Origin of the sequence: Salegentibacter tibetensis (assembly GCF_020164485.1) — a bacterium.
GTDB lineage: Bacteria > Bacteroidota > Bacteroidia > Flavobacteriales > Flavobacteriaceae > Salegentibacter > Salegentibacter tibetensis.
Window position 1 is genome coordinate 1 of the sequence record NZ_JAIQZA010000009.1, and the last position, 12,414, is coordinate 12,414.

General features: G+C 37.3%; 15 protein-coding genes. 2 read left to right on the forward strand and 13 right to left on the reverse strand.

Annotated features, from left to right (window positions below; all coding sequences use genetic code 11):
• Positions 1-149 precede the first annotated feature (149 nt).
• Positions 150-503 carry a VOC family protein gene (locus LB467_RS06285; protein ID WP_224473285.1) on the forward strand — a complete coding sequence of 118 codons (354 nt, stop codon included), beginning with the start codon at positions 150-152 and terminating at the stop codon, positions 501-503.
• Here LB467_RS06285 and LB467_RS06290 read toward each other — a convergent pair.
• The 5 genes from LB467_RS06290 to LB467_RS06310 all read right to left on the reverse strand — a co-directional run bounded on the left by LB467_RS06290 (position 500) and on the right by LB467_RS06310 (position 4,254).
• The gene (locus LB467_RS06290; protein WP_224473181.1) at positions 500-1,312 is read right to left on the reverse strand and encodes an HAD family hydrolase; all 813 of its coding nucleotides are present in this window, start codon (positions 1,310-1,312) and stop codon (positions 500-502) included. The genes LB467_RS06285 and LB467_RS06290 overlap by 4 nt on opposite strands.
• A 447-nt stretch (positions 1,313-1,759) precedes the next feature.
• Positions 1,760-2,164 (reverse strand): hypothetical protein, encoded by a 405-nt coding sequence (locus tag LB467_RS06295; RefSeq protein ID WP_224473182.1) that lies wholly within the window; start codon positions 2,162-2,164, stop codon positions 1,760-1,762.
• A 41-nt stretch (positions 2,165-2,205) separates the two neighbouring features.
• Positions 2,206-3,084 (reverse strand): mechanosensitive ion channel family protein, encoded by an 879-nt coding sequence (locus LB467_RS06300; protein WP_224473183.1) that lies wholly within the window; start codon positions 3,082-3,084, stop codon positions 2,206-2,208.
• Positions 3,085-3,208: 124 nt separating this feature from the next.
• On the reverse strand, positions 3,209-3,565 hold the full coding sequence (locus LB467_RS06305) for a phage holin family protein (RefSeq protein WP_224473184.1): 357 nt from the start codon (positions 3,563-3,565) through the stop codon (positions 3,209-3,211).
• Between the two features lie 62 nt (positions 3,566-3,627).
• Positions 3,628-4,254 (reverse strand): SanA/YdcF family protein, encoded by a 627-nt coding sequence (locus LB467_RS06310; protein WP_224473185.1) that lies wholly within the window; start codon positions 4,252-4,254, stop codon positions 3,628-3,630.
• A gap of 126 nt (positions 4,255-4,380) precedes the next feature.
• Between LB467_RS06310 and LB467_RS06315 the strand changes: the two genes are divergently transcribed.
• Positions 4,381-5,013, forward strand: a complete 633-nt coding sequence (locus LB467_RS06315) for an NAD(P)H-dependent oxidoreductase (RefSeq protein ID WP_224473186.1) — start codon at positions 4,381-4,383, stop codon at positions 5,011-5,013.
• Here the strand turns inward: LB467_RS06315 and ribB are convergent.
• The 8 genes from ribB to LB467_RS06355 all read right to left on the reverse strand — a co-directional run bounded on the left by ribB (position 5,010) and on the right by LB467_RS06355 (position 12,396).
• Complete coding sequence (gene ribB, locus LB467_RS06320; RefSeq protein WP_224473187.1) at positions 5,010-6,158, reverse strand: 3,4-dihydroxy-2-butanone-4-phosphate synthase; 1,149 nt, start codon at positions 6,156-6,158, stop codon at positions 5,010-5,012. The two genes, LB467_RS06315 and ribB, sit on opposite strands and share 4 nt — an antisense overlap.
• A 30-nt stretch (positions 6,159-6,188) precedes the next feature.
• Entirely contained in the window at positions 6,189-7,568 is a 1,380-nt protein-coding gene (locus tag LB467_RS06325) for an LptF/LptG family permease (RefSeq protein WP_237690405.1), read from the reverse strand.
• 70 nt (positions 7,569-7,638) lie between these two features.
• On the reverse strand, positions 7,639-8,280 hold the full coding sequence (locus LB467_RS06330) for a LolA family protein (RefSeq protein WP_224473189.1): 642 nt from the start codon (positions 8,278-8,280) through the stop codon (positions 7,639-7,641).
• Positions 8,281-8,295: 15 nt separating this feature from the next.
• A complete protein-coding gene (locus LB467_RS06335) occupies positions 8,296-10,665 on the reverse strand; it encodes a DNA translocase FtsK (RefSeq protein WP_224473190.1) in 2,370 nt (789 codons plus the stop codon).
• 188 nt (positions 10,666-10,853) lie between these two features.
• A complete protein-coding gene (locus tag LB467_RS06340) occupies positions 10,854-11,222 on the reverse strand; it encodes a diacylglycerol kinase (protein WP_224473191.1) in 369 nt (122 codons plus the stop codon).
• Positions 11,222-11,722: a thiol peroxidase gene (tpx, locus tag LB467_RS06345; protein ID WP_224473192.1), complete on the reverse strand. Its 501-nt coding sequence runs from the start codon at positions 11,720-11,722 to the stop codon at positions 11,222-11,224. Before tpx ends, LB467_RS06340 begins: the two co-directional genes overlap by 1 nt.
• A 130-nt stretch (positions 11,723-11,852) precedes the next feature.
• Positions 11,853-12,101 (reverse strand): DUF6952 family protein, encoded by a 249-nt coding sequence (locus tag LB467_RS06350; protein ID WP_079713624.1) that lies wholly within the window; start codon positions 12,099-12,101, stop codon positions 11,853-11,855.
• Positions 12,082-12,396 carry a thioredoxin family protein gene (locus LB467_RS06355; protein WP_224473193.1) on the reverse strand — a complete coding sequence of 105 codons (315 nt, stop codon included), beginning with the start codon at positions 12,394-12,396 and terminating at the stop codon, positions 12,082-12,084. The genes LB467_RS06350 and LB467_RS06355 overlap by 20 nt, the downstream gene beginning before the upstream one ends.
• Between the last annotated feature and the right edge of the window lie 18 nt (positions 12,397-12,414).

A 12,414-nucleotide genomic window follows, 5' to 3' on the forward strand; every position in this document is an offset into this window, starting at 1 on the left:
TGGTTAATGAATATTTGGAGCACCATCGTCGAGATTCGAGTGATAACTCCAATTTCATATTGGAATAGCTTGGGGACTTTCAGTCCCTAGTAAAAAAACCTCTGCACTTTGAGTGCAGAGTGGTTTAGTTCAGAAAAGATCACGATACGATTAGGGTGAAGGATTTAAAGACTTCGGTGAATTTCTACGGAAATGTCCTGGGGCTGGAGCAAATCTCGAATGGCGGACTTGGAGACCATATAAAATGGTTTCAGCTAAACAATAAGGTGCAGTTGCATCTGGTTGAAAGTGAAGAAGTGGTAGAAAAGAATAAGGGCGTGCACTCGGCTTTTAATACCGATGATTTATCAGAATTTATGGGATTTCTGAGAACCAAAAATATTCCTTTTGAAAACTGGAAGGGAGAAAAAAATACTATAACCAATCGTCCCGACGGGATCAGGCAAATATATTTTCAGGATCCCGATGGTTACTGGATTGAAGTCAATGACAGTACAGTTTAGCTTTTTATAGCATATTCTTCTTTAAGCAGGCCGAGTTCTTCGATGGTTTTTAGAACTCCGTTCTCATTATTGCTAAAAGTGGTTATAAATTTACTTGCGTTAATAATTTCAGGATGCGCGTTTTTCATCGCGTAGCTGTATTTCGCGTTCTGCATCATCTCCAGGTCGTTGAGGTAATCTCCAAAAACCAGGGTTTCCTCCGGGGAGATATTTAACTCTTTCTGGATTCCGCTAATGGCATTTCCTTTATTTGCGGTTATTGATGTAATATCTATAAAAACATTGGCCGCAATGGCTACTTTGTAATCAGAAGCAAATTCTTTAAAATGCGGGTAAGTATGCTCTTCAACACCATTAAAGTTGCAAAAAGTGACTTTTAAAATAGTATCGTCTACCTCAGTAAGATCCTCTACTTTTTCTATCCGTTTGTAGAACTTATTGATCTCGTTGAAGAAACTATCGTCTTTACTCTCTATATATGCCGAATTCTTTCCGCAGAGCACCAAATGAGTTTCGGGAAGTTCCCGGCCTTTCCTTACAAAATCTAATGCAGCTGTCTTGTCTAATGGATTTACGTAAAGATCTTTTCCTTTATGAACTACGTGAGTGCCATTTTCAGCAAAAAACAGCATCCTGTCTTTAATTTTGTCAAATTTGCTTTCCAGGTTATAAAACTGACGGCCACTGGCAACAGAGAACATTACCCCCTTGTTGTTTAGTAATTCTTCTATTTCCCAGAAATCGGGGTGGATCTCGTGTTGGTCGTTCAACAAAGTTCCATCCATATCGGTAACGATCAATTTTATCATAGCGCAAATTTAAGCGGCAAATATAAAAGAATAGAAACCGGGAGAAGTTAAGAAAGCATCAAATGTGCTTTTAGCTGTATAAATTTTTATGATCTATGTGTTTGATCAGTCCAATTTCTATTTTCACCCTGAAACCGGGGAATTATAAAAAAGGCCACGACTACTCCAGCAAAAGTGCTAGGATGAGATTGCATGGAATGACTTATAGGGCAGTATTTTGGGATAACCAGAAAGATTATCGTTTTTTTGTGGCTGCACTTCCCTTTAGCGGATTTATGGATTGATTTGGCCGAAGAAATAAAAAACCGAAACTTAGAACCTGAATGGTTTTCAGTATTTTAAGGTTTCGCGCCTTATGTGAAAGGTTCTTTTTATATTAATTTAAGCAGGCGATTGATTCTCTGTTTATTCAATGGCTCCTGCTCAAAAAACTTTTGTCCTTGTTTTTTAGTCTTTTATTAGCGTTGCCCTGGTAATTTCTGTACCTGTTGGCAGGCAATTTCCTTCTTCGTTTTCTGCGGTAATAAATACCTCTATTGGTTTGTATGGGAACGAAGCCTTGTAGGTTGATTTTTCGGCATTCTCCTGGTTAAAGTGCCCTACATTCCTAACCACCCCCGATTCTGAAACAGCCCAAATAACATAAAGCTTTTTGGGTGGTTCCAGCCTTTCGGGGGATGCAAGATTGTTTGCTTCTATTGTAACCAAATAATTGGGGTCGCCCTGTTCTTTCACTTCTGCAGAAATATCTGCGGCAGGTACAATTTTAGATACCGGAAACTTTATTGTTTCAGAACAGGAAGTCATCACCGCCAGGATTATAGTGATCGATAGTATTTTAATAGATTTCATGTTTTCTAATTAAATTATTATACTGAATTGTCTCAATTAAACTATTCGTTTTCGTTTATTTTAAGGTTTAGGGTATTTGGTGGGTCATAGTTTTTTAATTCAACTATAGAAGCTGGTAAACTAAAACCCTTTGCAATTAATGCTGCAATAACATTGTTCATAATCTGCGACCGGATGCTATGGTGGACAGATCGCCTGGAAGTCTTAAAAGTATCAACCCAAAACTGCACATTAATGTTTATGGTATTTGTAGCCAGCTCCCTTATGCTAATAGAAGGCTTTTTATCCCCTTTTAAAACTCCTTCCACATTATTTACAGTTTCAAGTATAATCTTTATAGCATCTGTGGGATTATTCTCATAAGCAATCCCAACGGTAAATTCGTAACGTAAAAAGCCATCAATAGTATAATTAAACAAGGGGTTTTTAAGGATTATGGAATTAGGTAGAAAAACATCTTTTCCATCTGGCGTTTTAATGAGTGTTTCGCGAATATTGATATCCTTTACAAAACCTTCAATATTATTTATTTCAATTAAATCATCTAATCTAAAAGGGCTTTTAAAAGCGAGAATAATTCCTGCCAGAAAATTTTCTCCAATGTCTTTTAAAGCAAACCCAATAACAAAAGTTAAGAGACCTGCACCTGCTAACACTTTATTGGTAAAAGCATCAAGTCCCAATAAATAGAGTGTTATTAATACTATAATTGATTTTAGGGTGAAACCTGTAATTTGTGATATAAAAGTAGCAGTGATATGGTTGGGTGATCTTTTTATTAAGCGTAACCTTATTCTACGCTTAATAAAATTGGCTATAAAAAACCCGGCAACTAAAAATAAGAAGGTTAGCCCAAGATTAAGATAATTCAATCTAAGATATTGAACTATATTATTGTACAAATCACTTGCGTTTTCCAAATTACTTAGTTTAAGGATTGAATTCTTCAACCATTGCCGCTGCTCAAATGTCTATAATATTTCGTTTATGGCTTCCCTGGCAAATATCTTATTAGAAACCTTATTGTTTTTAAAGTTTGTTTATCTAAAAAAGTATAGCATCTACAATTCCACCTACAATCGCTATAAATACGGCCAGCCATAGGGAGGGAAGAAAGCCTTCCGTTTTAAAATCATCGCTAAACTGGTCGGCTATTTCAATAATAATGGCGTAGGCTATCACCCGGGTAATAAATCCTAATCCCAGGAAATAAAAAATTCCGAAGGTTGCAACATTTAGTAATAGGGTGAGAACCCAACTTAATAGGAAACTAAGCACTCCAATAATAAGTGCTACGATAATAGCTGTTTTGAAACCTTTAAGTTCTACTTTTGGCATTATGTTGGCCGCGGCAAGCAATACCAGGGCATCAATAACAATATGCACTACCCACTGAAGCATATTCTTGGTTTTTAGGTTAGTATACCTAAAGATAAAGAATTTTGTTTAAAGATTTGATGAATTCAGTTTTCCATTGTAGTTGGTTGCTGTTTAGTGAGAATTTCCCAAATGGCTTTAAAATTAGCCAGTTGTTCCCGGCGTTTAATTGTTTCAGAAGAGGTATAGGCTACAGGTGCAGCTTCAAAACCCTTGTATTTGGCGTCCAGATTTCTGGCAATATAAAGACTTCTGGGTAAATGGAATTTTTGCGTGATCACAATTGCGTCTTCAATTTCAAAAACGGCTTTAGCGCGAAACATACTATCGTAAGTATCAAAACCAGAGTGGTCTAATATCATATCATCGAGAGGTACATCTTTCTTTAGCAGGTGATTTTTTATGGCATTAACTTCGTCGTAATCATCTGTTCTGTGATCCCCACTTATCAGGAAATTTTCAATTTTGTTTTGTTTGTAAAGCTGATAGGCAGTCTCTACCCGATCCTCGAGAATAGGCGATAATTTCCCATCTGCATGTACGCTCGCTCCCAGAATTATACCTGTTTGAGCAGAAGGAACTTCTGTGATTTCAGAATAAATAAGATGAGAGGTTTCTTTTTGGATATAAGCTTCTAACCCAAATATGATGAGGATGCTTAAGATAACGAAAAGTGCAAAAGCAAAGATTAGTTTTTTAAGAAGCTTCATCATAGGCTACGCCAATTATATCACGAAGATAAAGAATAATAGTTTACCTATATGTATAATTTATGGGGGATGCTTTAAGCATTAAACCTGATTGTTTACCTTTGATGGTCTTAAAGAAGAATTGAAAAAATGAGCAATATTAAAGCTTTACAATGGCGTTATGCCACTAAAAAGTTCGACCCCAATAAAATACTTTCTTCAGAGAAAATAAATATTCTTAAGGAAGCTTTTAACCTTACCGCCACATCCTACGGTTTGCAACCTTTAAAAATGGTTGTTGTGCGTAATAAACAGCTTCAAGAGCAGTTAAAAACTGCTTCCTGGGAGCAGCAGCAGTTAAATACTGCTTCCCATGTTTTAGTGATTTGCATTGAAAAGAAAGTTGATAAACATTTTATTGAACAGTATTTTAAAAGGGTAAAACATATACGGGAAACTCCAGATGAAATTCTAGATCCTTTTAAAAAGTCTTTGGTAGATAGTTTTGAATCTAAAGCAGAAGAGGAAGTTCATGCCTGGGCCCTAAATCAGGCTTACTTAACTTTAGGAACACTTTTAACTGTTTGTGCTACCGAAGAAATAGATGCCTGCCCTATGGAAGGTTTTGAGCCCAACAAATACGATGAACTGCTGAATTTAGATGCTCATAATTTAAAGTCGGTACTGGCTTTGCCGGTAGGTTATCGCGCAGAAGACGATATGTTTTCTGAATTTAAAAAGGTGCGAAGACCCCTGGATGATGTAATTATTGAAGTGAATTAATAATTTACGTAGCGGGTAATTTCCAGTCCGTAGCCAATCATTCCAACACGTTTTGTTTGTTGGGTGTTAGAAAGTAATTTGATTTTATGAATTTCCAGGTCGTGTAGAATCTGGGCACCAATTCCAAAATCTTTATTATCCATATTAATTGGCGGAGCTTTAACTTCGCCTTTTTTCTGGCGTTCTTTTAGCTCAGCCAGTCGTGGCAATAGATTTAAAGATTGTCTGGCAGGATTAATAAAAACAATAGCACCACGACCTTCATCGTTAATGGCCCTGAACATATTGTCCAGTTTCTTGTCGGCATCATTGGTAAGCGTTCCAAGAATGTCATTATTAACCAAAGTAGAGTTTACACGAACCAAAATTTCTTCCTCGCTTTTCCAGCTTCCTTTAGTAAGTGCCAGATGAACCTGATTATTTGTAGTTTGGCGGTAAGCTCTTAATCTAAATTTTCCGAATCGAGTTTCAAGATCAAAATCTTCTTTTTTCTCGATCAAAGAATCGTGCTGCATTCTATAAGCCACGAGAGCTTCTATAGAAACTATTTTAAGATCAAATTTTTGTGCAACTTCCATTAGTTGCGGAAGCCTCGCCATAGTTCCATCTTCGTTCATGATTTCCACGATAACTCCTGCTGGCTCGAAACCGGCAAGCCTTGCAAAATCTATAGCAGCTTCGGTATGCCCCGTTCTTCTTAATACGCCACCTTCTTTGGCTTTAAGCGGAAAAATATGTCCGGGACGGTTAAGATCTATGGGTTTGGTTTCATGATCTATAAGCGACTGAATTGTTTTGGCTCTGTCTGAAGCTGAAATTCCCGTAGTAACACCTTTACCTCGCAAATCTACAGAGATGGTAAAACCGGTTTCCATAGGATCGGTATTGTTGCTTACCATCATCTCCAGTTTCAGATTTTTACAACGTTCTTCGGTTATTGGTGCGCAAATGAGTCCGCGGCCGTGAGTAGCCATAAAGTTGATCATTTCCGGAGTCACCTTTTCTGCGGCTGCAACAAAATCTCCTTCATTTTCTCTGTCTTCATCATCTACCACGATAATTACCTTTCCTTCACGAATGTCATCTATCGCTTCCTGAATGCTGTGAAGTTTAAGGGTATTTTTGATAGTGGTTTCCTGAGCCATGTTGTGTGTTATTTTGGGCTGCAAAGATATTTAATCTATTTTTCTTTTCGGCTTAATAATACCAGCTTTTTTAAGCCCTTTCCGTATAGGTTCGGTAATATTATCAAAAGCAAAAAGACCCTGGTCTGTAGTAGCCCTGTAAGTAAGATAAATTCCTAATGGGAGCATGATAAGTGTGGAAAGCCAGGTAGCCATAAAGGGGCTGATACTGCCGTCTTCTGCACTGTTTTTAGCAAATATGCCGATAAAGTGATAGGTTAGAAACAGTAGGATCGCAACTACCATAGGTAAACCCATTCCTCCTTTTCTAATAATAGCGCCTAAGGGTGCGCCTACAAAGAATAAGACAATACAGGCTGCAGCGAGAACATATTTTTCGTGTAAGGCTATCTCAAATTTATTGAGTTGCTTGGTAGAGTTTTTTAACTCAGATCTTTTAATATTAAGATGTGAAAGTGCACCGTTTACAGAACCTAATGATAGACTCACTATCTGGATGGCCTGGTAGGTGTCATATTCTTCCAGGATGGTATTTTTAATTTCCTTTATAGAATCTGCAGGATTTAAATTCACCTCTATTTTGTCAAAATCTGTACGTTGGTACATATTTTCGGTTAAGGCTCTTTTCTTTTCATTATGGGAGGTAGAAAATGAATCTATACTCTGACGGAGTTCAGAAATATTAAGCATTCCCTGAGTGTTACTGTAACTTTCATCTTCCAGATCTACATTGTTGAAATCTGAAAGATCGAGGTTTATGGTATATTCCTCGAAATAACTCTTGGCAAAGGGTTTATTTCTTCTTTTAGAATAATCTGATGGTTGAATTTCGTCGTAATAATTACCGTCTTTTAGAATGAGGGAAAGTACATCTGAATCTGTACTACCCATTAATTCGCCTTCTTTGGCCTTCATTACGGTAAAGTTTCCGCTACGGGCTGTTTTTTTATGGATTATAACATCGGTTAGATATTGGCCGTTATCCCCACTTTTGTCTTCAACTTTAATATTTATGGTTCCCAAATCGTTAAAAACGCCTTCGGTAATAGCCATCGCAGGTTTTAATTTCGCAATATTTTTCCGAAGATTTATCGATTTATATTCAGCGGCAGGAATTACATTATTAGCAAAAAAGAATGCGGTAACGCTAACTAATAAGATGAAGAAAGTTAAGCTGCGCATAGCTCTTTGTAGTGAAATCCCGGAAGATTTCATTGCTGCAAACTCATAATTTTCGGCAAAATTACCAAAAGTCATTATGGAAGTAAGTAAAATGGTAAGCGGTAAAACCAGTGGCACCAGTTTGGGAGAAAAATAGAGGAGGAATTTGAAAATTATTTCGGTATCCAAATCTTTTCCTGCCAGTTCACCAATGTACAACCAAATGGTTTGGAGTACAAAGATGAACATAAGAATGATAAAAACTGTAAAAAACGTTTTTAGGTAACTGGTGAGTATGTACCGGTCTAATATTTTCAATTTAGTCTAATCTGTTGATATAAAAATCTTCGTAACGGGCTTCTTCAAAAATAAAAAGGTTTTGTGCCAGCTCCTGGTCAGTTTTAAAGCTTTTTACGGTAATAGTAATTTTCGTATCGTTATCCTGGGTTTGGATAAGGTTATAAATATGTTTGGTTTGGCTATCTATACCCAATAGTATATTCTTAACCTCGGCATTGCTGTCTTTTGGGGTTAATTTTACATACTGAATTTTGCGTCCATTTAAATTCTGAGCAACATCCATTTCGTAATTATATCCTTCTTCATAAAAAGTAAACATTTTAGATGGAGTGATATTATTATCTTCCTCTTCAATATAAGTAGAAATATTAATCTCTTCATCTTCCGGAATTATGGTATAAATTTTCTCTCCATCAAACATTTGGGTTGTCCCCATGAGATTCAGTACATATTTTTCACCCTTAATGCTTACATCACCACGGGTTTCCTGGTTTACGTTGGCCGCATTGTTTTGTAAGGTGTATTTAAAATCTATCACCATATTGTCATAGCCTTTAACCTTAGAAGATACTTCGTTTAGAAGGCTCTCTGCTTTTGTGGAATTCTGCGCTTGCAAACTTATGGTGAAAATAGCGAGCGTAATAAAAATTAAATTTTTCATCTTAGTCATTAGGTGTTATTCTTCATTTAATAATTGATCTAAGGCTGCAAGATCGGTTACTAAAACCTGTCGTGCTTTACTGCCTTCAAAAGGTCCAACTATTCCGGCAGCTTCTAATTGATCTATAATCCTGCCGGCGCGATTGTAACCTAATTTTAGTTTACGTTGCAGCAAAGAAGCCGAGCCTTGTTGAGCAGTAACGATCACTTCGGCAGCTTCCCTAAAGAGTTTGTCTCTTTCGCTTACATCTATATCAACACCTGTGCCACTCTCATCTGCTTCATAAGCAGGAAGTTGGTGCGCCTCCGGGTAAGCCTTTTGCGAGCCAATGAATTCGGTTATTTTATCAACTTCCGGAGTATCTACAAAAGCACATTGTAAACGCCTTAATTCATTCCCCTGGGTGAAAAGCATATCACCACGCCCAATAAGCTGATCGGCTCCCTGGCCATCTAAAATGGTCCTGGAATCTATTTTTGAAGTCACCCTAAAAGCAATCCTGGCGGGGAAGTTGGCTTTTATAATTCCGGTAATTACGTTTACCGAAGGTCTTTGTGTAGCGATTATTAAATGAATTCCAATCGCACGGGCCAGCTGAGCCAAACGGGCAATTGGTGTTTCAACTTCTTTCCCCGCGGTCATTATTAAATCGGCAAATTCATCTACTACCAATACGATGTATGGAAGGAACTTGTGGCCGTCTTCAGGATTTAATTTTCTTGCTTTAAACTTAACGTTGTATTCTTTGATGTTACGAACCATTGCGTTTTTAAGCAGTTCATAACGATCATCCATTTCAATACATAGAGAATTTAATGTGTTTATTACTTTGGTATTATCTGTGATAATCGCATCGCCGGAATCCGGAAGTTTGGCGAGGTAATGTCTTTCAATTTTGTTGAAAAGCGTGAGTTCTACTTTTTTAGGATCTACCAACACAAATTTTACTTCTGCAGGATGCTTGCTGTAAAGTAGCGAGGTTAAAATAGCATTTAACCCAACCGATTTACCCTGTCCTGTTGCTCCGGCCATTAGCATATGAGGCATTTTTGCCAGGTCTACCACAAAAGTTTCGTTAGAAATGGTTTTCCCAAGCGCCATTGGTAATTCCATTTCTGCATTCTGGAATTTTGGTGAAGCAATTACCGAACGCATAGAAACAATTGTCGCATTTTTATTGGGGACCTCAATACCGATCGTTCCTTTCCCCGGAATTGGCGCGATGATACGAATTCCCAAAGCAGAAAGGGAGAGCGCAATATCGTCTTCCAGATTTTTGATTTTAGAAATCCTTATCCCGGCTTCTGGTACAATTTCGTATAGCGTTACCGTTGGGCCAACCGTAGCCTTTATTTGCGCGATCTCAATTTTATAGTTTTTTAGCGTATCTACAATACGGTTTTTATGCCCTTCGAGTTCTTCCTGGTCTACCGTAATGCCGCCGCCATATTCCTGAAGCAACTCCAGGGTTGGGAATTTATAGTTGCTTAGTTCTAAAGTAGGGTCAAATTCACCAAAATCCTTAACGATCTTATTGCTGATCTTATTTTCATCCAGCTCTTCTTCTTGCGCAGTTTCTACTTCCATTTCTACCTCTTCGGGCTCAGCCGGTTTTGGTTTTGGAGCAGGGGCGGGGGATTCTTCCTTTGGAGGGGTGGTATCCAGTTTTATTTCTGCTGAAGATTTTTCCGCGGGTTTTTCAGTTTTTGGGATTGATTTTTCTTTCCATTCGGTTTCTTCCTCTGTAGCTGAAAATTCTTCCTTATTTGATTGAAATTCTTTATTGAGGCTGTCTTTTTTAGACTTTAGAAAACCTCCAATTAATTCGGGGGTTAGCTTTAGTCTTAAGGTTAAATAGGCAATAAACAGGAAAAACATCAATAATATTGTTCCGAAGAAACCTAAATAGTCATGAAGAAAATCGTTCATTTCATAGCCAATTCTTCCGCCTAAAAGAGGATTTTCAGCAGCAAAAAATCCGAAGAAAATAGCCAGCCAAAGCATCATTAAAATTCCCCAAAACCAGGATTCCCTGAGTTTGGTAGATTTTACGCCAAGAAAAAGGTGAAATCCGCTATAGCTTACTAAAATTGAAAAGATAAAAGCGGCAAGGCCAAAACCTTTATACATAAAAAAGTCGCTTACAGAAGCGCCAAATTTACTCAACCAGTTTTTGGTTTCTATTTCACGGTTTGAGAACTCTCCAAGCGTACTTTGATCTGCCTGCCAGTTGAATAAAAAAGAGATAAACGCAACGCTTAAAGCCAGGCCGAATAACATTAAAAAACTACCTAAAACTACCTTTTGTTGCCGGTTAAGTTTAAAGGAAAATTTTGTAGACTTTTTCCCGGTGCTTGTTTTAGTCCTGGTTTTCTTTTTGGCCATAAATGATAAGTAGGATTTTGAGCAAAAATACAAATTAGCCCCTTCTAATATAAAGAAATTTGATTTCAGTTTAGCGGGCGCTTTTTCGTATGCTTAAACGTTCAAATCTAAGCATTTATTTTTTGAGAAATAAACCGGAAAAACAATCAACATTTAAAAGCCTTAGTTTCTGAAAGCTATGCTATATATTATTTTAAAAAAATATAAGGGAAGTAAATAAACGCACCAATAATAATAGCGGTTAATGCTGCAATGAATACTGCGCCGGCGGCAATATCTTTAATATGTCCAATCTTATTATGAAAATCTGGGTGTACAAAATCTGCCATCGCTTCCAGCCCTGAATTTAAACCTTCGGCAGTCATTATAAGGCCTATCGCTAAAAACTGAAACATCCATTCTGTTCTCGTGATTTCAAAGAAATACCCGGCAATACACATAATTATGGCAAGGATAAATTGAACCTGGATGCTCTGCTCGTGTTTTAATAATAACCAGGCACCTTTAATGGCATAGCCGCTTCCTTTAATTCTTTTGACGAGGAAACTTTCCTGCATTATAAAAGGGTTTTTAGTGCGGCAAGATAATCTGGTTCGTCATCTATCTCAGAGACTTGTTGGCTGTGAACAACGTTTCCGTTTTCATCTAACACAATAACTACCCGGGAAAGTAATGCCTCAAAAGCACCATCCATAATTTCCAGGCCGTAATCTTTTCCGAAATTTCTATCTTTAAAATCCGAAAGGTTGGTGACGTTTTTCAAACCTTCATCGTTTACGAAACGTTTTTGTGCAAATGGTAAATCACGGGAAATACAAAGTACAACCGTGTTATCAAGTTCAGTAGCACGTTCGTTGAATTTTCTTACTGAAGTTGCACAAACACCGGTGTCTATGCTTGGAAAAATATTAAGGATCACGCGTTTTCCTTTAAAATCGTTCAAAGTTGCGGTACTAAGATCTGATTTGATGAGTGCAAAATGTGGTGCTCTCTCTCCTTTTTCAGGAAGGCTGCCATAGGTGTTAATTTTTTCACCTTTTAATGTTATCTGCGACATGGATGTTACTATTATATTGGATTGCTAAATTTAGAACATCTCTTTTAGGGATTTACTAAAATTATCATAAAAACAAAGGACTGCCTTAATGTAAGACAGCCCTTTATAGATAATATTCAAACCGCGATTTCTATCGGTCTATAGAACCAACTACTTTTTGCATAAAGTTGTTGCAGGCATCTTTTTCTGGAGTTCCTCCATCAATTGAATGCTTAACTTCTACAGCACCGCATAAGTTCGAAATCAATTCGCCTATCACATCCATTTCCTCGTCTTTTACTGAACGGTGTTCAGTGTAGCTTTCGAGTACTTCTATGGTATGTTCCAGTTTTTGAACTTCGTTCTCGCGTGCTAAATGTTTAATTACTGGTAACTTCATTTACTAGGTCTTTTAGAGGTTCAAATTTGTTAGTTTGTACCTGGTTAACGAGACTTCCGTTTTTGAAAGTGGCAAAAGTTGGTAGATTATCTACCTTAGCCAGTTTTCTGGATTCTGGATATTTCTCGGCATCTACCAACAAGAACGTAGCGTTCTCATTTTCTGAAGCCAATTTTTTGAATTTAGGCTTCATTAATCGGCAGTTACCACACCATCCGGCCATATACTGTACCACAACGGTTTCGTTTTCTGAAACTATCTCGTTTAAATTATCATGTTCTAATTCTTTTATCATAACAATCTCTTTCCCTTT